This window comes from Micromonospora sp. R77 (assembly GCF_022747945.1).
In the GTDB taxonomy this organism is placed as follows: domain Bacteria; phylum Actinomycetota; class Actinomycetes; order Mycobacteriales; family Micromonosporaceae; genus Micromonospora.
This window is the reverse complement of sequence record NZ_JALDST010000001.1, coordinates 5867990-5886923: the sequence shown is the minus strand read 5'-3', so window position 1 is coordinate 5886923 and position 18934 is coordinate 5867990. Positions and strand designations below refer to the sequence as shown.

Below are 18934 nucleotides of genomic sequence, written 5' to 3'. Positions count from 1 at the left end.
AGTATCCGGGGGCCAGCCGCCACGACCAGTGACACCACGTCACATCCGGTCGTGACGCCACGCCACTGACGCGGCGGGCGCGTCCGCGCTGTCATGGGTGCATGTCCACCACACCCGTCATCGCCGTCGACCGGTTGAACCTCACCTACGGCGACTTCCACGCCGTCAGGGACGTCTCCTTCGAGGTTCGTCCCGGGGAGCTCTATGCGCTGCTGGGCACCAACGGGGCCGGTAAGACCTCGACCCTGGAGGTCATCGAGGGGCACCGCAGGTCGACCTCTGGCACCGTACGCGCCTTCGGCCACCCCCCGGACGACCGACGCGCCGTCCGGCCCCGGATGGGGGTCATGCTCCAGGAGAGCGGTTTCTCCCCGGATCTCACCGTCCGTGAGTCCGTCCGCCTGATCGGCCGGCTCACCCGGCGCAGCGACGACGTCGACCGGGTACTCGATCTGGTCGACCTCACCGACCGGGCCGGCCGGAGGGTGGCGCAACTGTCCGGCGGGGAAAAGCGGCGGTTGGACTTCGCCACCGCCGTCTACGGCGCCCCGGAGCTGATCATCCTGGACGAGCCGACCACCGGCCTGGACATCCAGTCCCGCGACGCGGTCTGGGCGACGGTGGACCGGCTGCGCGAGGACGGCGTCACCATCGTGCTCACCACCCACTACCTGGAGGAGGCGCAACAGCGCGCCGACCGGATCGGCCTCATGCACCAGGGAACCCTCCACCGGGAGGGCACCGTCTCCGAGCTGACCCGCACCCTGCCGGCCGTCATCCGCTTCTCCCTCGCGGAGCCGATGCCGGTGCCGATCCTGCCGCTCCAGGCCGCCGTCGACGCCGACGGGAAGGTCGTGATCGAGACCTTCGCCCTGCAGAAGGACCTGCACGCCCTGCTCGGGTGGGCACAGGACCACGCGGTGGAGCTGCGGGACCTGCAGGCCGGTCCGACCCGACTCGACGACGTCTTCCGCGCCGTCACCCGCTGAACCTCGTCCCCCCAGGAGCGCCACCATGTTGTCCATCGCGGCCAGCGAGCTGATCCAGATCTTCCGTAACCGGCTGGTGCTGGTCACCAGCCTCATCATTCCGTGCGCCGTCTCGGCTCTCTTCGTCCGTCAGCACGAGACCTTCGCCGAGATCGGCAGCCTCGGCTACATCGCGGCGATCGTGCTGTTCACCGTGGCCGCGTTCGGGCTCTACGGCACGGCCGTCACCACCCTCGCCTCCCGACGCCAGAACCTCTTCCTGAAGCGGCTGCGCTCCACCGCCGCCGCCGACTCCACCATCCTGGCCGGTCTGCTGCTCCCCCCTACCGCGATCGCGGTGGTGCAGGTGGCCGCGATCCTCACCGCGCTGGCCATCATCGCCGGGGAACCGGCGAACGTCGCCCTGCTCGTGCTGGCGGTCATCACGACCCTGGCGATGATGATCGGCCTGGCCCTGGCCACCGCCGGACTCACCAACTCGCCCGAACACGCCCAGGTGACCACCCTGCCGGTCATGCTCGGCGTGATCGCCGTGGCGACCTGGGTGGGCATCTCCGGCACCGAGAACCTCGCCTGGCTCAAGCGGCTACTGCCCGGCGGCGCGGCCACCGAGCTGGCCAGCAACGCCTGGAACGGCGGAGTCGCGGTGACCGACTCCCTGCTGCTGCTCGCGCCCACCGTGGGCTGGGTCCTCGTCGCCGTCGCCCTGGCCGCCCGACTCTTCCGCTGGGAGCCCCGCCGATGACCGCCGACGACCGGCCCGACACCACGACCCTGGTGGAGGATCTGCTCCTGCTGCTGTTCCAGCCCGCGTCCGGGACCATCGCCGGGGAGAACACCCTCTTCTACGTCCTCGGTGGCGCCGTACTCGCCGACCTCGCCCTCGGCGATCACCTGACCACCACGGCCCAGGGACGGGTCGGCGGGGTGGCGGGTCGTCCACCAGCGGACCGGCTGCTCCGCCCGGCGTGGGACTACCTCGCCGACAAGCCCAGGGGGGTGCAGACCGCTCTCGCGGCGATCGGCCCCGGCCTACGCGAGCCGGTGCTGGCGCAGCTCATCGCGCGAGGCGAGATCGAGCAGGAGCCGCGCAAGGTGCTCGGCCTGTTCCGGACGACCGCGCTGCGGGAAGGCCGGACCGGACGTCGGGCGCGCTTGCTCGCCGACGTCCGGCAGGTGCTGGTGGACGGCGCACAACCGCAGGCCCGGGTCGCCGCGCTCGCGGCCCTGCTCTCGGCGAGCGGGACGCTGCCGCAGTTCAACCGGGAGATCCCGTGGAACTCCGCGGTGATCACGCGGGCCAAGGAACTCGAACGCGGTGACTGGGGCGCCGACGCCGCGGCGGCGGCGGTGACCCGCACCGTCACGGCCATGGCCGTCAACAGCGCCATCGTGGCCATCAGCGTGCTTCCGCGAAGCTAGTACTCCAGCCGCACATGATGCAGTCGGAGTCTTCGCTGTTAGTGGGCTGTTATAGCGCGGTACTGGTGCTGGCGTCGCCATCGCGACCATCGATGGATGTGGTCGAAGGGTCGGATGGTGGTGATCAGGTGTGCCAGGAGACGGCGGACCTCGCCGAGGGTGAGGGGAATGAGGCCGTCATCGGATTTAGCGCCCCCTTTTTGGCCTGCGCGGCGGTGACGGCGAGGTAGGCGTGGCGCACAGAACGAGCGTTATGTGGCGGTACCAGGCGTCGTAGCGACGCACCTGATACTGATCCAGGCCGACCTCGGTCTTCGCGGTCTGAAAGCACTCCTCGATCGCCCACCGGGTTCCGGCGACACGGATCAGGTCCTCGTCGGGCGTCCCAGCCGGACCGAAGCATAGGTAGTAGGCCAGGTCCGTGGGGTCGGTGATGCTCCGGCGAATCAACAGCCAGTGGCCGTATCCGTCGGCGGCGCCGGGCAGAGAAGCCACGGCCCAGTCGTAGAGCCGTGGCCCTTTGGCGCCGTCGCCGCAGCTGCGGCGCTTCCATGCCAGCGCCGGCGCGGCGCCGGCGAGGACGTCCGGGCGGGAATTGCCGGCCGTGGTCGGGATCCGCTGGTTGCGGGGCACGGCCAAGACGTAGCCGATGCGCAGCTGCTGCAACCAGGTCCGGAACTTCGAGTCCTGCCCGTATGCCTCGTCCGCGGTGACCCATTTCGCTGGCAGGCCGGCGGTGATGGCGCGTTCGAGCATCCGCAGCCCCAGCGCAGGCTTCGTGGCGAACTCGACGTTCGCGGCGATGCCGGCTTCGATGCGGCGGGTGGGGTTGTCGCACCAGCCACGGGGCAGATACAGCTCCCTGTCGATCAGGGTGCGCCCGGCGGGGCTGGCGTAGGCGAGGAACACTCCGAGCTGGCAGTTCTCCGTCCGCCCGGCCGTGCCCGAGTACTGACGCTGCACCCCCGCCGACTTGACGCCCTTCTTCAGGAACCCGGTCTCATCGACGATCAGCACCCCGTCGTCATGGCCGAGGTGCTCGCTCACGTAGTCGAACAGGTCGTCACGAACAGCGTCCGGGTCCCACGCTGACCGGTTGAGCAGCCGCTGCATCCGGTCCGGCGTCGCATCGCCGGCGGCCTCAGCCAAGGTCCAGCCGTTCTTGCTCGCCAGCGGCGACAGCAGCCCGACCAGGTAGGTCAGCACCTGCCTGCGTGGCTCTGCGCGCCCAAACCGGTGCGCGAACCGCGCCAACAGATCATCCAGACCCGCCCGCCAACCCACGATCTCATCGATCAACACAAGCCCGGGAGCCTGCCCGCCCCACGACCAACCACAACAGACAGACAGTGCGATCACCTGATCCAACGCATGAATAGCATCGACACGCGCAACTGCACGGCCGGTGCCGCTCAAGCGTCGATCACGCCGATGAGCTGGCGAAACTCCAGGTGAGGCAAGTGCGGCTGGAGCACTAGGCCGGCATTTGACGCCCAGCGCTGCCACTGCCGGTGCTGAGCTCGGTACCCGGATAAGGAGCGCCTGGCTCTGCCCTTGCTACCAGTCAGGGCCTGCTGCTCACGGTCAGCAGCCTATGGTCGTTCATCGGACGCAGGACTCGGCCGGTAGCCCCTCGGATCCGGCGGACCGCGTCGCCGGTTCTTCTGGTCGGCGCTGGGACGTGCTGCCGCGCCGCCTTGTGGGGTAGGGCGTTTACGGCCAACGCCCTCATGCGCGACATATCTCGCGCACCGCCCTTGGCGTTCTGACCTCCCCACGACAGAGGGTGCTCCGCCGTTCGAGCTGCTGTGACCGGCGACCCGCAGGTCCTCCTCACGCCTTTGGGGGCACTCCGGCCAGCTGCCGGGACTGCAGTCGCTGCGGACCGCAGGAGATGTGTCCAAGCTCGTCGCGAGTGGAATTCACCACCAATCGATCCGAGCGAGCGGACGCCGACGAACGCCCGCCGAGGGCCGAAGGGGATGCCAGGCAACCATAGGGCGGGAGCGCCATGCTCCCAATCTGCTCCCAATTTAAGGGGTAACAGCGGCGAAGCCCGTTACCGATAGTTCCAGCAACGGGCTTCTGACCTGCATACATCTATGGTGGGCGATACTGGGATCGAACCAGTGACCTCTTCGGTGTGAAGCAGGACGCCACACCGCCCCTGACCAGCGGAAACGAGAACTTGCAGGTCATGGTGGGTGCAGTTGGATGCGGTTGAGTGCCGTTGGACGGTGTTCAACGCCGTTCCGTGCACCCGTCTGCTCCCAACCCGCTCCCCCAATCTTGGCGACGTCGCTAGCTGATTGGCGTCTACGGAACCGCGTCGCGCAACGGGCACCGCTCTTTCACCCGTCGTCCGCAGTCTGGGCACTCACGGCTTGATAGGCCCATTGGTCTCTCCCCCGCTCGGTTGTCGAGCACGACATACGGCTGTCGCCAAAGAGTCTGTCGTCAAGAGGGCCTTGACGTACGCAGGCTGTGGAGGCTGCGCGACGAGGCCGGGGTGGGGATGACCCCCAGGCAACCAACACGGGGCGCTGACCTGCCGCTCCATTTGTGTTGGTCTGCTGAAACCAACCATCAATGTCCTTGCTCGTCCGCTGGCGTCCGTCCCGACCGTCACCCGGTTAGTCACCCAACAGAGGGCTGGGGAGAATCCTCGTCGTGATCTCTCTACCTCAACCCGTCGACCTCACGTCGCTGGTGCTCCGTACGGACTTCACCGACGACCCTGCCTGGGAAGCCGTGAAGGCGGCATTGTGCACCTGGGAAGGCGACAACAGCGCAACCTTCGTCAGCGACCCACAGTACGCGGACGTGAGCGTCCAGCATCTGGTCGATGCGGACAATGCGGCAAGTCACGAAGACAAGCTGATCTACCTCTTCCTCGCCGACGCGACCACGATGGCCGACGTCGAACGCCCCCTGCTCGCCGTCGACCTGGCCCACAAGCCCGGCCGCACCTTCCGAGTGCCGCCCCGCTGGTACGCCGACGTCTCGGCCAACCTCTCAATTGCGAATATGGATTTCGCTGAGTTCGCCGACGCCGTCGACAGGTCCGGCACGTACCGGGGCTTCGACGGGGAGTGATGTCCCGGTCTGGCCTAATCCCGAAGGCGGAGACCGGTACCGAGCCCGCACTGTCAGCTTGGGAATTGGACAAGAGCCGGTGCTGATGCGGCGTTTCCCCAAGTCGGGTCGGCCTCTGCCGGCCTCGATTGCCCCCCGATGACACCGGCTTGTGGCCCGCGGCTGGCCCGACCTACAGCCCGCCGGAAGCATGCCGAAGCCGACCCTGCTGAGGGTCGAAGCAGACAAGGCCATGTTCGGCCGCGATACGCGCCGCCCCTGCCGACACCTCCCGAGCCCGGCTGTAGACCATGGGGAAGTAGACAAATGGTCCCGATGCAGAATCAATGAGCCCACCCGTTGACCACGGGCTCCGCCCGTCGTCATCCTCGGTTAGGTCCGGCCACCTCTCAAGCAACGTCCGGACGTAGTCCTCGATACGGGGCGTCGGCGGCGTCGGGTACTCATCCTCGATGTACCTGCTGTACATCTGCTCGAACAGCGTTTCGGCCTGTGCATCGTCTGCCGGCTGATCGCCTTCCCACACCGCCAGGTCGTAACTCACGCGGACAGTCTGCCAGGAGCAGTGGAGATCGGTAGCGGCTGCTGGCGCTGCGGGACTTGGAGCGGATCTCCTCGTCGGGCAGTCGCCAGACCGTCCAGCCTCCCCGGACGGGGACAAGGTGGAGCGCCTCACCAGCCGAACGACCTTGGCCCCGTCCGGGGAGGCTGGTAGCCCTTGTGGTGCCCGGCGAGGTGAGCCGCGGCAGCATCTCTGAGGAGGGCCGGGGTTCGGGGCGGAGCCCCGAGGTCTTCAAGGTCTTGTCGTCCGCCAGCGTGGCCGGCCGGCCCGGCCGATGCCGGCCGGAGGTCGCCAGCAGGCCGGGGCCGGGGCCGGCGCGGCCCGCTTTGCGGGCCGCCTTAATCTGATAAAGCGGAATTCGGCAACGTCAGGCCGCAACGCGCGCAGTCCCGTGTACTGCCCAGGGACGTTGGTCAGCCTGGTGATGGGCGGTTTGCCGCCGGTTGCGGTGTGGGGGCGGTGGTGGTTGTAGTGATGCAGCCAGGCGGGTAGGGCTTTGCGTCGGGCTGCTTCGGAGGTGTAGAACCGGCCGAAGGCCCAGCCGTCGGTGAGGGTTCGGTGGAAGCGTTCGACCTTGCCGTTGGTTTGGGGTCGGTAGGGGCGGGTCTTCTTCGGGGTGATGCCGAGTTCGGTGCAGGCGTCGCGCCAGGCGTAGGACTTGTAGGCGGAGCCGTTGTCGGTCAGCACCCGCTCGACGGTGACGCCTCTGGCGGCGAACCAGGCGACCGCGTGGTGGAGCACGTCGATGGCGGTGACGGCTTTCTCGTCGTCGCGGATCTCGGCGTAGGCGACCCGTGAGTGGTCATCGACGACGGTGTGCACGAACGCGGTCCCGATCCGCGGCTCCCAGTGCTGGTTGCGGGTGCCGGTGCGGCGGGCGGTGGCTTCACGGTTGCGGTCGCCCTGCACCCGACCGACGTAACGCCACCCGCCGCCGTCGGGGATCTGGCCGAGCTTCTTGACGTCGACGTGCAGCATCGCCCCGGCGTGGTCGTGCTCGTAACGACGCACCGGTTCGCCGGTGCGCCGGTCTATGTGCGAGAGCCGGTTCACCCTGCAGCGGGTCAGCACCGCGTGCACCGTCGAGGCGGGCATGCCGAGGCGACCGGCGATCTGCACCGGCCCCAGGCGGTGCTTCCACCGCAGGTGCACCACCTTGCGCACCAGCGGCTGGCAGGTGCGGTTCGGGCTGCGATGCGGCCGTGACGACCGGTCCGTCATCGCGTCGGCGCCGAGCTCGGCGTAGCGCACCGCCCACCGTTTCGCCGTCGGCCAGGACACGTCATAGCGCTCCGCCGCCCGGGCGACCGGCCACCCCTCATCCACGATCAGACGCGCCAGGCGAAGACGTGCACGAGGAGTCAAAGCGGCGTTAGCGTGGGACACGAAGGCCTCCTGGTTGCCGGAGCGGTTCCTAGACAGCTCCACTCCACAACCGGAGGCCTTCGTCATCACGTCTATCTACGCCGTGTCGTCACACGACCTCAACCAATCTCCCTGGGCAGTACAACTAGGCCGTGTCTCGTGGATCTCGGCTGTCGCACGTGGGTGGCTGGTTCAGTGCCTGGGCAAGGTTGATCGGCGTCACCCATTTCCGGCGCCGCCTGCGATTTGGGTTCGACAAAGGCCCGACAGGGCTGGTTCGCTTGCCGGGTGGATCAGGTCGTCTTCTTCACCCACCCCAACCGTGCCCATGGCCCGGGCGCCGCCCTGCGGCGCTGGGGCATCCGGGTCAACGGCGAGGACCTGCGCCTCGTGGCAGCAGAGGCGACCCGTGATCTCTGGCTGAACGAACTCGACGGCGTGGACGACGCGGAGAAGATGTGGCGGTTCGTGCTCGACCAGTACTGCGACCTGTGGGCCTCTGAGCTGGGCGCACCATCGCGGTTACTGCTCGGCGAGCCGGACGAGGACCACCGGCGCACGCACGGCCTGTGGGGTGGCCGAGCACCCCTGCTGGGCTGCGGCTCCTGCGGGGACTGGGAATGCTGGCCGCTGCTCGCCGTGATCAGGGCCGACGACCACGCCGTCACCTGGTCGGAATTCGTCCAGCCGCACCGCAAGCAGTGGGGTGAGCTGCCGATCGGGCCGTACACCTTCGATCGCGCCGCATACGAGGCGGCACTGGCCGAGCCTGAGGCGTTGGATGCCGACCCGGGTTGGGCCTGGCTGCCCGGCAACAATGATCTGCCAGGGTGACCCGCGCTACGCCGAGTGTCGTGGATCTCGGGTGAGGTCGCGTAGCCAGATCTTCATAGTGGCGACGTCGACCGCGGCCTGGTACATGAAGTCTCTCTTGTCGTAGCGGGTGGCCACGGCCCGGAACTGCTTGAGCTTGTTGATCGCGCGTTCGACGACGTTGCGCTGCCGGTACAGCTTGCGGTCGAAGGCCGGAGGACGGCCGCCGCGGCTGCCCTTGGCCTTCCTCGCGGCGATCTGGTCCCTCTTCTCCGGGATCACCGCCGTGATCCGGCGTCGGCGCAGCTCGGCGCGGATCTTCTTGTTCGTGTAAGCCTTGTCCGCCAGCACCCGGCCCGGCCGGATGCGCGGCCGGCCCACCCGGCGCCGGATGCGAATACCATCCATGACCTTGGCGAACCCGACGCTGTCGTGGCGCTGCCCTGCGGTCAGGGTCCGGCTGACCGGCCGGCACCTGCGGTCGCCGGCCAGGTGCAGCTTCGTGCTCAGCCCGCCGCGGGACCGACCGAGCGCTTCACGGTCAACCGATTCGCCCGATGCCGACCGCCCCCTTTGCCGTCTCCGGCATCCCCGGCCAGCTCTTTCGGCGGCTCACGGCGGGCTCCGGCGGCGTGCTGGTGCGCGCGGACCACGGTCGAGTCGACGCCGAGGTCCAGTCGTCGCCCTCGTCGGCGTCGCATTCAATGCGCAGCGCGTCGCAGATCGCCGCCCAGGTTCCGTCGAGCGTCCAGCGGCGTTTGCGCTGGTAAACGGTCTTCCAGGGGCCGAACCTGATGGGCAGGTCCCGCCACGTTATCCCCGTCCGTTCCCGGAACAAGATTCCCGAGACCGTCGTACGATGATCACGCCACCGACCACCACGTGGCGGATCCCCAGGCAGCAGCGGCTTGAGCAGTTCGCACTCAGCGTCAGTTAGCTCGAAGCGTCCAGACACGACGAACGTGATACACACTCACGCCTCACAGATCCACGAGACACGCCCTAGATGCGGACCGGCAGCCCTGTCGGTGCGGTCCGGGTCCGTTTGGCCCGTAGACCGGCCGGGCAGGAGATCGCCGTGACTGCCGTCGATGAGTCCCACACGATTGAGTTCAGACGCTCGACACGCCGAGTCGTGCTGGTCGCCGTCGCGCTGCTCGTGGTCGCTGCGGGACAGGTCGCATTCAACCTGACCCAAGGTCGACAGTGGTGGGACGGGATTTGGCTTCTCCCGCTCTATGTGGTGATTTTCACCCTGGCCAAGCGGCTGGGCCGCCCAGCGGTCTCTGGCTACCAGGCACGGCTGCCCCTGCAGCTCACTGAAGAGCATCTACAGGTGGCGGGCCCGGGCGAAGTCACCGTGTCTATCGGTTGGTCGAACATCGCCAGAGCCGAGATCCACGGGCGGTTGCTGGCCTCCCTGGTGATCGAGCCGATAGACCCGGACCGGACCCATCCCCCGCTGAAGCGGTGGCAATGGGCTGGGCATGGACAGAGCCGGCCACACGAAATCCTCGTTCCTCTCACCCACATGACTCCGGGCCGCGACGTGCTGCGCCGCGAACTGGCCCAGCGAACCGCTGCTGCCCGTCATGACATCTGAAGCCCACCACTCCCTCGCCGTGCCCAAGAAACCGTCATGGCCTTGGACATTGAAGAGACCGCGGACGGCTGGTCAAGTGGTTGCTTCCCTGGTCAAGCCGTCTGCCGGTATCGATGGCTGCCGAGGGCACCAGTAGTGCGAGGATTGATCAATGCGGTATCTCAGCGCGACCGGTTGGACGGCGATCTTGGCCCCTTCGTCTCGAAACGAACCACTAGCCGTCGATGACCTGGGCGAGCAGCCATAGGGCTGCCGGAAGAGTCCACCGTCGTCCGTGGGCATTCGGCATCGGCTGCCTCGGTCGTCACTCAGTTGGTCACTCGGAAGAACGCCGGATCTTGCGCATAAGCATCGCCCAGACCCCGTAACCAGAGCCGATGTTCCCCGTGATCGCGCCAGCAGCAGAGCCGATGAAGAGGGCGCTGGCGCAGTCAGGGCAGACCTCGCGGCCGGTGATTGTCTCTTGGAACGGCTCTTTCACCCGTCGTCCGCAGTCTGGGCACTCACGGCTTGATAGGCCCATTGGTCTCTCCCCGATCGGTTGTCGAGCACGGCATACGGCTGTCGCCAAAGAGTCTGTCGTCAAGAAGGCCTTGACGTACGCAGGCTGCGGAGGCTGCGCGACGAGGCCGGGGTGGGGATGCGGCGCGAGCATCACGGGCAGGCCCCGCCTGCCGGCAACGCCGCCGCGCCCGGCCGACTGCCGGCAGCGCGGTCTGCGTTTTGCGGCATGATCGTCTGATGGATGACCTGCGGGACGGCCGGGTGGAAGTCAGTGTCGGTGAGATGCAGGTTCTTGTTGGCCTGGCAGCACCATCGATGCTCGCGCTCTACCGGCAACATGCGGGCCTCGCCGAGCACTTCGACCAGGTCGACGGACACGAGGTCGCCGGCTACTCGTTCGTCGCGATCAACGACGGAGCGCAGTGGCCGGGTTTGGTGGTCACCCAGCGATTCCATCCGGCCGGTCCCGGCTTCGTCCCCGGAGTTTGCTCGTGCCGGAGCAGCAGCAGGTGTTCATCGGGGCAGGCACGCGGCTGTTGGCATACCACGCTCGGTCTGGACGATGGCGCCGCAGTTGGATCGATGAAGCGGAGTGCGGCTTTTGGGGCTGGCGTCTGCACGAAGACGTGGCCGTGATGTCCGCAGAACTAGAACTCGCCGTCTGGACCGCCGATGGCCGAAAGTTGTGGACCACTTTCGTCGAGCCACCGTGGTCCTATCGGGTCACCGACGGTCGAATGGTACTCGACGTGATGGGTGAAGTCCGAACGTTCGACCTCCGGCGCGGACCGTAGCGGCACCCACACTTCGGCATGAGCGGACGTCGCCAGCCCGCGAAGAGGGTGCCGATGTTGAGGCTTTCGGGGCGCCGAAGATGCCACCGGGCAGGAAGCCCTGGCCGGAGGGCCCCAGGTGGGATTCGCATCTCAGCCTCCGGGTTCTCGACCGACGCCACCGCAGCGAATACCAGTGCCACAGGTCGATGCAGCATGCGCGCGCGAACGGCGTCAGCGAGCCCTGGGCCGACAGCCGGCACCAGCCAGACCGGGAGCAGCGAACCTTGACCACTTCGGTGCTCTGCACCCAATCTGCACCCACTTGCAAGGCCCGAGCAGCCACAAACTCCTTACGGCGCTGACCTGCGGATACTCCCCTACCAGGCGACATAGAGTGCCGTTAACTGCTGTTCGCTGCCGTTGAGTGCAGTTGTGTGAAGCAGGACGCCGCACAGACTCTGACCTGCTAAAACGAGAACCCGAAGCTAGGGGTGGGTGCAGTTGCGCACCGTTCGGTGCAGTTCAAGGCCATTGAGTGCACCCGGGTGCTCCCAACCTGCTCCCCCAATCTCTCGGGCTGGTGATCGGACTGCTGCAGGCAGGCCGAGATGCACGGTATCGCAGGTCGTTCGGCAACGGATCCTGGCTGCTGTCGGCTCCGCCTGAGCGGCCTTGGCTGACGTCGACGCCTGGCCAGCGCCCGTTAGCCCCGAGTGCTCCGACCTGCTCCCCACGGCCCGGCCGTCCCCGGCCGCACTCTCGGATGCCGCGCTCTATTAGCGGCAGATCGGGATGTCGGTTCGTCTTTCGCCCAGCATCGGGGGGTTAGAGGCGGCGGGTCCAGGGTCTTCCGACGCCCGTGCGTACCGCGCTGCGCCCGGGCGGCAGGTCGAGAACGTCGATCAGGCTGGGATCGTCGTCAACGGCGTGGTGCAGGTGCCCGAGCTTGCCGGTGCTGCCGGTCGCGTCGGAGGTTCCGATCAGCTGCCACACTCCCTCGTCCGCGTCGTGACTGATCAGCAGAACATGCTCGTGGCGTTCGAAGACCTCAGGGGTCTGGATACAGGTCGTGCCCAGCAGCCAGTGCCGCATCCACCAAGCTCGCCGATCGTGCTGCATGACGTGGTCGGTGACCCACCAGACAAATGGCAGGTCCTCGTGGGCGCGCGACTGCTCCGCGGTCAGGTCTGGACCGCCCTGCGGGACCCGCTCGAACGGCTCGTCGACGAGTGAGAAGGCGTGGCCACCCTCGTTCGGGAAGATAACGGCGTGGAACGTGCCACCGCCAGGATTGCCGGCACCGATCCCGATGGACAGGCGGGCGACCTGCGGGCTTGAGCCGGTGGTCCAGCCGAACGCGTACGACGCCAGCTCACCACGTGGCCCTACGAACTCGCCGAACACACGTCGGTCCATGCCAGTAACGACCGACCTCACCTCGACGAGCGCACCCTCCAGCACCTGGATATCCACGCCGGCAACATAGCCGATGGAAACCATGACGCCGCAGGGGCACGCCTCCGCCTCCGACCGCCTTATCTCGGCAACGAGCACCGGCACAATGCCGTGCGGCTCTCTGACGGCTCACAATTCGGCTGTCGACTTCTCGCGTCGCCACGACGGCGTCCTGCCGGGGGCCGACCCGCCAGGGCCAGCCGTCCGTCCGCTCAACGGCAGTTGCAGGCCTCACTTGCCGCCGTGGTCCAGAACCGAGCGTGACGGCTGCAGATGATGAACAGCACCTTCGGCGGCATGAGCGTACAGGGGATCAGCGTCGCCTCATAGGTCTGACGGGCGCGCCCGTCAGACCTCGGCGGTGGTGGGTGAGATGCTCCATCGCAGTAAGGCCCTGCCCGCCACGTGTTCCAGGGTCAGCGGGTACACCTGCCCAAAAGACCTGCCTGCTTTGAATCGTTGAAGTTCGCTCGGTGCCCAGCCGACACAAAGGATCGGGCAGCCAGCTACCTCGATCACTCCTACGCCGAGGGGATCCTGCCAGCCCGCTCGCCAACCCAAATGGTGATGGCTGTGCAGGTCGACGGATGCCATGTGCGCGTAGTGACCCCGCGCGGCCGCCCACCGGTTGATCGCCGCCGCTCTCTCGTACGCGACTTCAACGGGCAGATCCAACCAGCCACGCAGGCGGGCGGTGCGGAACCCCGAAAACGACTGCCCGCCGAAGTGCGCCCACGCCTCCTGATCGCCCCTGCCCCAGACTCGCAGGTCAGCCAACCCGTCGATACTGCGTGCCTTCGGCAGGAAGCCCACCCATGAGTCAAGCGCAACCGCGTCACCGATAACCATCCCGGACGGGTCCACGGGCAAATCGCCTAGGACCACTGGTTCCTCTCCTGCTGACACCGCCGACCACGGTAAGCCCAGGTCGATGTCGAGCATGGATATCGTGTCGATCTTCTCGTACGTACCGGGCCGCGTCCGCGCAGTCACCGTCAACGCTCCCGGTCCGGCCGGCACCGCGACCACCTCCACGAGCCAGTCCTGCAGATGCGCGCCGCCCTCATCCGCCGCCCGCATCGCACGAACCGACAAGGGCTCCCCAAGGTCGGCCCACTGATCGACAAACCCACCGCAGGCCAGCACGACAGTCCCCGACGGCACCACCACCCGCCCCAGGGCCACCGTCATCGACGCAGAATCCTCACTACCGCTCATCGCCGCCGATCATCACACCCGGTGGGCTCTCCGGCACCCACTCATACCCATGAACGAACGTCGCCCGCCCGGCGATCAACACGGCGTAGGAACCTTGATGATCTTCCGAACCAGTCGTGCCCGTCTTGCCGCCATCAACAACGGCGCTTCTGCTCCAGTCCACTCAAGTTGGACACCCGTCACGACTATGGCCGGCCTTGGCGGTCTACCGCGTAGATCCCTACGGCATCTCGTATTGACATGTCGGATCACTGTACGGATCCGCGACCAGTAGCAACTGAGCCTTAATCAGCTTCCTGACGAACCGGCCCGGCCTTGCATTCTTTCCTGAATAACCCTGACGATTCCCTGCGCCACAATGCGATCATCCTCACGAATTCGGTCTAGTGGAGCGTTATTTGCAAATTCAACCAGGGTCACCCTCTGTCGATCTTTCTCGATCGAGAAGTATCTCGAAGTTCCCATGTTCCGATCGAGCTGACCCATAGCAGTTAGAGATGCGTGCGCGCAACCGACAGCAGCCTCCCCATCACTTACGGTCGCCGCGCACTTGTCGCATACATGAGAACAAGACATCGCCCTCGACGAGCAAACCGTCACCGTCTACAACGCCGACACCCCGATCGCAACCAGCCTGAGCTGACCAGCGACCGACGCCCATAGCTGGCCTGTCGCACCGACCTGCCATGATCACCCGCGATCCGCCGAGAGCGGCGACGGTTCACGACCGATCGCGGCCATGCTGGCCGACTGGCCTGCACTGCACCATGACCAGGAGACACACGAATGCGCAAGACCATCATCGCCGTTGGAGCCCTCGGGTTGGCCCTGCTCACCGCTGGCTGCGGGAACGAGGACACCACCGAGCCGACCATCCCTGGCACCCCGGGTGCCGCCTCCGCCGAGGCCAAGGCCGACAAGCCGCAGGAGCCGAAGACGGTGGAAGCGGCCAAGGCGCTAGCTCAGAAGGAGTACGACACCTACGCGGCCGGCGACTGGAAGGGTGCATGGGACCTCTGGACCAAGGAGGGCAAGGCGGCGATCACCCGCGATGAGTACGCCCGCCTGCACACCGAGTGCAAGACCATCACCGGCCTGACCTTCGAGATCACCGGTGCCCGACTTGAGGGCGAGGACAAGGCGGTCGTGAACTTCAAGCGGTCGATCGTCGCCGGGATGTCCGAGATCCGGTACGAGGACGGGCAGTGGCGGTACCAGCCGGACGCCGAGTCGATGACGGACTACACCAAGGGCGTCGACAAGGTCATTGCCGAGGGGCAGGCAAGCGGGCGTTGCCAGAAGTAGGCGAGGCACGCGAGTAGCCCTACGGCCCGATTCCCTCAATCGCGAGGGGGTCGGGCCCCTTGCCGTAGCTGCCTCAGGCTGGCCCACCCCGGCTCACCCGGGCCGGCATCGCGCTCCAACACTCATGCCGCGGCGGCACGGACGATGGAGCCCCGGCAAAATCCGTTGGCGGGTGGCATGTGATGCACGGATCACGAATACGGCGGAGATCCTCCGGCTGATCACCGAGGAGCCTGCCGCCTCGGCGCCTCAGTTGATGTCCATCAACCCAGATGGCAAGTCGGGGAGATCCGTTGACCGGGCTCGAACCGGCGTCCTCCCGGTCCCTAGCCGGGTGCTCTACCACTGAGCTACAACGGATCTCCACAGGCCTCGCCGGCTGGGCTCGAACCAGCGTCCACCCGGACCAGAGCCGGGCGCTCTACCACTCAGCTACGACGGGCGCGATCATGCTGCCCGATCACGACTCGACATGTCCACCCAGTTCCGGCAGCTCGCTGACCACGACGTCACCCGGGAGCATCGTCTGCTCCAAGCCGCCCTTGACCATCTTTCCGGAGAACGCCCCATTAGCACGCAGCATCGACGCCCACAGTGGGTCCGCGATCGATACCCCATGCACCAACTCGGGCGTGGGCCGAAACACCCCGGTGGCCGCGGGTGTCTTGGGACCTGCCCAACCCGACTCGACCGGGTCGACGCCATCATCGGCGCATGCCGCCTCCACATCCGCACGGGTGCAGGCGGCGGTGCCGTCGAGCACGTCCCACGGCAGCGGCAGCCGAGCCCCCACGCCCACGTCGGGGTGCAGGCCACCGCCGGTCGACCGGTGCCACGCCGCCATGTCCCCCGCGATCAGCATCATCGCTTTGCCCGGGCAGGACGCCCGCAGCAGTCCGAGGCTGCCGCAGGCGTCAAGCGCCGCGATCCAGGCCGCCCGCGCGGCGTTGTACGCGCCGCACAAGAGGTTCCACGTCGACGAGTCGTTACCCCGCCTCACAATCATGGTTGCCTGATCGAACTCGCTAGCCGTCCACACCCGCTTGAGCAAGGCCGCGACCTGGCGCATCGTCGCCCACCACCGGCCCAGCAGCTCACCACGCTGCGCGTCGGTAAGCCGGGCGAGCACAGCCGGCGTCGGATGGGCCTGGGCGATCATCCACCAGTCCGTCGCCGGGTTGGCGGTGCAGTGCTTGAACAGAAGGTCGGCGATGTCGTCGTACGGGTTGTCCCGCCCCGACAGCGTGAACTCTCGCCGCAACTTCCTCTTGGCGGTCAAGTACGCCACGAAGCACCCCGCCCACGGATCAGCCAGGAAGGCATCTCGCTCGATGCTCGCCGCGAATCCTGCCCGCGCGACCATGGTCAAATGCCGCTTGGTCTGCTCGACCGCCAACCTGTCGGCTTTCGCCAACAGTCGCTGCGTCACCCGGAACCGCCGGTTGTACTGCCGCTTCGACAACTCGATCCCCGCCGCGACCCGGCCCTCCCGGTTCAACCGGTCACGCAGAAAGTCCAGCCGGGCCGGATCGACGGCACCCAACGATTCGCTCAGGCGTGCCGAGAACTCGAGCAGCGAAACAGGATCATCCGGATCGATGCCGCCGCGCGGCAGCTCGAACAGCCGCGTGGCGGCGTCGATCTGACGGGTACCTCCGACCGGCCGCGCGAAGTCCGCCGACATCGAACTCCACCCGTTCCAGCGTGATGCCGCACGGGCCGCCCGCCCCAACGTCATCCGGTCTCGGAGCCCCAACTGGCCGCCCACCACCCGCAACACGAGATGCGCGATCTCCTCGGGTCGACGCCGCTCATCGAGCGACGTGTACAGCGCGACCAAGGCATCCTCAGCAGAGGTCTCGGCGATTGACATGGCGGCATCCTGGCAGGCACGACGAGACCGGATCAATCCAAATCACCACTGCGCCTTGCACCACACCCGGGGCATGCTCAACGGCAGCTCCTCGGGCTGCCACAACAACCAGCAGACGATAGCCAGCAGCCGGTGACTCTGGTCAGATCCACCAGGCGCACGGGCTCAGAACGGTTCGTCTCCACGGTGGTGACCAACTCGCTGGCAGCAGCGACGAGGCTGTCGAGTTGCTCTTCTGTGAGCGCGAGTTCGTGGGCCAGCATGAACAGCAGCGAGTACATGATGTTGGCACTGGTCTCGTCATCGACCAAGTCCGCGAGAAACTCCTCCCCGAGGTAGCCGCGCAGTACCGCTTCAGCCTCCCGTGGCGGCACCTGGTGTTCAGGCGGGGCCATCGCGTTGAAGCGGGCAACGAACCGGGTGACTTCGCGGAGGTCCTGCACACCTCGGAACCACCGATGCAGCAGCAGCACGAACGCCGCCAGCATCACCCCGAACCTGCCACCGGCCCACCGGTTGAAATCAAGCAATCGCGCGGCACCACAGAGAAGCGGGGCTGACCGCCGTGCACGCGCTGCCCGGCGGCGCGGCCCGCGACGACGACCGCAGATGCCGCCCGATCGGGCCAATGTCAAGCACCTGTGCCGATCCTGCAACGGGCCGGCCGGCAAGGCGACGTTCTCGCACACCATGGCCGCATGCGAATGGTCGGCAGCGCCGGATCGGGGCGGGCACCGAACGTCCGGGCCGTACTGCGGGAGAGCGCCGCCCGGTGGCGCCGGTTCGCCTTCGACCACTGGGCGCAGGCCGACACCCGGCGCGGCGTGGACGATCCCGAGGGACTCAGCGGGCCGGTCGAAGTCCTGGTGCTGCTTACCCGTTCACCCGGTGAACAGTCCGCCCACGCCCCGCTGCGGACGGCCTGTGAGCTGATCGGTGCGGAAACAGCCGCCCGCTACATGTCGAACGGTCGCACGGCGCTCGTCCTGTCGGCACCGGGACGTGACTTCCACCGGTGCGTGGAAGCTCTCACCCAGGCCTCCCTCGACCCCGGATCGCCGATCGCCGCGGGCGCGGTGACCGCCAGCGCGCCGAACGGGCTCTGGTGGGCCGCGGCCGAAGCCGGCCTACTGGCCACCCTGACCGGATTCCTGCGCACCCGCCGAGCCGGCCCCGTCGCTACCCGTCAGGACCACCTCGTGGAGCTGGCCGTGCTCGCCGACGCCACTGCCTGCGCGCGCCTGGCCGCAGCGGCGGGACAGCTGTCCACCGGTCCCGACCTGTTGAGCACTCTGCGGGCCTACATCACGCACGACCTGAATGCGGCGGCCACGGCAGCGGCACTGCACATTCATCGCAGCACTCTCGAGTACCGGTTGAGGAAGATCTATGCGCTAACCGGCGTGGACGGCTCGACCGTGCCCGGGATCCAGTACCTGGCCAGCCTCCTGGCGGTCGACTGCCTGGACCGGATGCCCACCGAACTTCCCCCATGATTCCGGAAAATGCGGATTTACCACTGAAGGTGCCGAATGGTTAGCTCCTCGTATTCGACGAAGTCGATACCGCGGATCGACCGCTCGATCGGACGACGGCCCGTGTCGGGCCCTGCGGCTGCCATGGCGGAGAACCGCCCGAGGCCCGAACTCGCCGGTCACCACCAATCCCTGCATTGAGGAGAGGCTATGTCCAGTCACATCGCCCAGGCGTGGCGTGACCCGCACTACCTGAGCTCGCTGAGCGAGGCGGACCGGCAGTCCGTCCCGCCGAACCCGGCGGGCGAGATGGACTCGTCGCTCGACGACCTGTTCGTCGGCGGTCAGGCCTACAGCATCCCGACGTCGCCCTGCACCATCGGCTGCCCGACCGGCGCCATCTGCACGCCGTTCTACTACAGCTACCTGGTGCGGACCTACTACCTCTGCCTGTACTGCTGATCCACCCCGTGAAAGG

At 67.2% G+C, this 18934-nt stretch carries 16 protein-coding genes, 1 tRNA gene and 3 pseudogenes; 9 read left to right on the top strand and 11 right to left on the bottom strand.

All coding sequences use genetic code 11. From position 1 onward, the window contains the following. The first annotated feature begins 101 nt into the window (after window positions 1-101). From MRQ36_RS27275 to MRQ36_RS27265, 3 genes are read left to right on the top strand one after another with little or no spacing between them, the layout of a single operon-like run. Window positions 102-989, top strand: coding sequence for an ABC transporter ATP-binding protein (locus tag MRQ36_RS27275; RefSeq protein ID WP_242799614.1), 888 nt, complete (start codon window positions 102-104; stop codon window positions 987-989). Between the two features lie 25 nt (window positions 990-1014). Then, a complete protein-coding gene (locus MRQ36_RS27270) occupies window positions 1015-1734 on the top strand; it encodes a hypothetical protein (RefSeq protein ID WP_242799612.1) in 720 nt (239 codons plus the stop codon). Next, window positions 1731-2411, top strand: a complete 681-nt coding sequence (locus MRQ36_RS27265) for a GPP34 family phosphoprotein (protein WP_242799610.1) — start codon at window positions 1731-1733, stop codon at window positions 2409-2411. The genes MRQ36_RS27270 and MRQ36_RS27265 overlap by 4 nt, the downstream gene beginning before the upstream one ends. A gap of 178 nt (window positions 2412-2589) precedes the next feature. Here MRQ36_RS27265 and MRQ36_RS27260 read toward each other — a convergent pair. Next, window positions 2590-3710 (bottom strand): annotated as a pseudogene (locus MRQ36_RS27260) (IS701 family transposase); the annotation flags it as partial. 1371 nt (window positions 3711-5081) lie between these two features. On the opposite strand from MRQ36_RS27260, the gene MRQ36_RS27255 reads away from it, so the two are divergent. Next, window positions 5082-5507 (top strand): hypothetical protein, encoded by a 426-nt coding sequence (locus MRQ36_RS27255; RefSeq protein ID WP_242799607.1) that lies wholly within the window; start codon window positions 5082-5084, stop codon window positions 5505-5507. Window positions 5508-5679: 172 nt separating this feature from the next. On the opposite strand, the gene MRQ36_RS27250 is transcribed toward MRQ36_RS27255, so the two are convergent. Together MRQ36_RS27250 and MRQ36_RS27245 are read right to left on the bottom strand one after the other, a co-directional pair. Then, on the bottom strand, window positions 5680-6051 hold the full coding sequence (locus tag MRQ36_RS27250) for a hypothetical protein (RefSeq protein ID WP_242799605.1): 372 nt from the start codon (window positions 6049-6051) through the stop codon (window positions 5680-5682). A gap of 411 nt (window positions 6052-6462) precedes the next feature. Then, window positions 6463-7455, bottom strand: a pseudogene (locus MRQ36_RS27245) (IS481 family transposase); the annotation flags it as partial. 267 nt (window positions 7456-7722) lie between these two features. Here MRQ36_RS27245 and MRQ36_RS27240 point away from each other — a divergent pair. Continuing rightward, window positions 7723-8268 carry a hypothetical protein gene (locus tag MRQ36_RS27240; protein WP_242799603.1) on the top strand — a complete coding sequence of 182 codons (546 nt, stop codon included), beginning with the start codon at window positions 7723-7725 and terminating at the stop codon, window positions 8266-8268. A 6-nt stretch (window positions 8269-8274) separates the two neighbouring features. On the opposite strand, the pseudogene MRQ36_RS27235 reads toward MRQ36_RS27240, so the two are convergent. After that, a pseudogene (locus tag MRQ36_RS27235) lies at window positions 8275-9202 on the bottom strand (IS5 family transposase). 123 nt (window positions 9203-9325) lie between these two features. Here MRQ36_RS27235 and MRQ36_RS27230 point away from each other — a divergent pair. Then, window positions 9326-9850 (top strand): hypothetical protein, encoded by a 525-nt coding sequence (locus tag MRQ36_RS27230; RefSeq protein ID WP_242799601.1) that lies wholly within the window; start codon window positions 9326-9328, stop codon window positions 9848-9850. Between the two features lie 316 nt (window positions 9851-10166). Here the strand turns inward: MRQ36_RS27230 and MRQ36_RS27225 are convergent, their stop codons facing one another. From MRQ36_RS27225 to MRQ36_RS27210, 4 genes are all read right to left on the bottom strand, one after another. Beyond that, a complete protein-coding gene (locus MRQ36_RS27225) occupies window positions 10167-10331 on the bottom strand; it encodes a hypothetical protein (RefSeq protein WP_242799600.1) in 165 nt (54 codons plus the stop codon). A 173-nt stretch (window positions 10332-10504) separates the two neighbouring features. Beyond that, window positions 10505-10810 carry a hypothetical protein gene (locus tag MRQ36_RS27220; protein WP_242799598.1) on the bottom strand — a complete coding sequence of 102 codons (306 nt, stop codon included), beginning with the start codon at window positions 10808-10810 and terminating at the stop codon, window positions 10505-10507. Window positions 10811-11955: 1145 nt separating this feature from the next. Next, window positions 11956-12630 carry a hypothetical protein gene (locus tag MRQ36_RS27215; RefSeq protein WP_242799596.1) on the bottom strand — a complete coding sequence of 225 codons (675 nt, stop codon included), beginning with the start codon at window positions 12628-12630 and terminating at the stop codon, window positions 11956-11958. A gap of 303 nt (window positions 12631-12933) precedes the next feature. Continuing rightward, window positions 12934-13776, bottom strand: coding sequence for a hypothetical protein (locus MRQ36_RS27210; protein ID WP_242799594.1), 843 nt, complete (start codon window positions 13774-13776; stop codon window positions 12934-12936). Window positions 13777-14589: 813 nt separating this feature from the next. Between MRQ36_RS27210 and MRQ36_RS27205 the strand changes: the two genes are divergently transcribed. Next, a complete protein-coding gene (locus MRQ36_RS27205; RefSeq protein ID WP_242799592.1) occupies window positions 14590-15108 on the top strand; it encodes a hypothetical protein in 519 nt (172 codons plus the stop codon). A 288-nt stretch (window positions 15109-15396) separates the two neighbouring features. On the opposite strand, the gene MRQ36_RS27200 is transcribed toward MRQ36_RS27205, so the two are convergent. The 3 genes from MRQ36_RS27200 to MRQ36_RS27190 form a co-directional block, all read right to left on the bottom strand. Further along, window positions 15397-15468: transfer RNA gene (locus tag MRQ36_RS27200), tRNA-Pro, on the bottom strand. A 100-nt stretch (window positions 15469-15568) separates the two neighbouring features. Further along, window positions 15569-16981 carry a hypothetical protein gene (locus MRQ36_RS27195; protein WP_242799591.1) on the bottom strand — a complete coding sequence of 471 codons (1413 nt, stop codon included), beginning with the start codon at window positions 16979-16981 and terminating at the stop codon, window positions 15569-15571. 77 nt (window positions 16982-17058) lie between these two features. Beyond that, the gene (locus tag MRQ36_RS27190) at window positions 17059-17469 is read right to left on the bottom strand and encodes a hypothetical protein (protein ID WP_242799590.1); all 411 of its coding nucleotides are present in this window, start codon (window positions 17467-17469) and stop codon (window positions 17059-17061) included. Between the two features lie 153 nt (window positions 17470-17622). Between MRQ36_RS27190 and MRQ36_RS27185 the strand changes: the two genes are divergently transcribed. Further along, window positions 17623-18477 carry a helix-turn-helix domain-containing protein gene (locus MRQ36_RS27185; protein WP_242799589.1) on the top strand — a complete coding sequence of 285 codons (855 nt, stop codon included), beginning with the start codon at window positions 17623-17625 and terminating at the stop codon, window positions 18475-18477. 189 nt (window positions 18478-18666) lie between these two features. Beyond that, complete coding sequence (locus MRQ36_RS27180; RefSeq protein ID WP_242799588.1) at window positions 18667-18918, top strand: mersacidin/lichenicidin family type 2 lantibiotic; 252 nt, start codon at window positions 18667-18669, stop codon at window positions 18916-18918. Window positions 18919-18934 lie beyond the last annotated feature (16 nt).

What these genes read in the sequence shown, in the direction of transcription:
- MRQ36_RS27275 (WP_242799614.1), top strand. Translation starts at nt 102, where the DNA reads ATGTCCACCACACCCGTCATCGCCGTCGACCGGTTGAACCTCACCTAC.
- MRQ36_RS27270 (WP_242799612.1), top strand. Translation starts at nt 1,015, where the DNA reads ATGTTGTCCATCGCGGCCAGCGAGCTGATCCAGATCTTCCGTAACCGG.
- MRQ36_RS27265 (WP_242799610.1), top strand. Translation starts at nt 1,731, where the DNA reads ATGACCGCCGACGACCGGCCCGACACCACGACCCTGGTGGAGGATCTG.
- MRQ36_RS27220 (WP_242799598.1), bottom strand. Translation starts at nt 10,810, where the DNA reads ATGGAATCGCTGGGTGACCACCAAACCCGGCCACTGCGCTCCGTCGTT.
- MRQ36_RS27215 (WP_242799596.1), bottom strand. Translation starts at nt 12,630, where the DNA reads ATGGTTTCCATCGGCTATGTTGCCGGCGTGGATATCCAGGTGCTGGAG.
- MRQ36_RS27210 (WP_242799594.1), bottom strand. Translation starts at nt 13,776, where the DNA reads ATGACGGTGGCCCTGGGGCGGGTGGTGGTGCCGTCGGGGACTGTCGTG.
- MRQ36_RS27205 (WP_242799592.1), top strand. Translation starts at nt 14,590, where the DNA reads ATGCGCAAGACCATCATCGCCGTTGGAGCCCTCGGGTTGGCCCTGCTC.
- MRQ36_RS27195 (WP_242799591.1), bottom strand. Translation starts at nt 16,981, where the DNA reads ATGTCAATCGCCGAGACCTCTGCTGAGGATGCCTTGGTCGCGCTGTAC.
- MRQ36_RS27190 (WP_242799590.1), bottom strand. Translation starts at nt 17,469, where the DNA reads ATGCTGGCGGCGTTCGTGCTGCTGCTGCATCGGTGGTTCCGAGGTGTG.
- MRQ36_RS27180 (WP_242799588.1), top strand. Translation starts at nt 18,667, where the DNA reads ATGTCCAGTCACATCGCCCAGGCGTGGCGTGACCCGCACTACCTGAGC.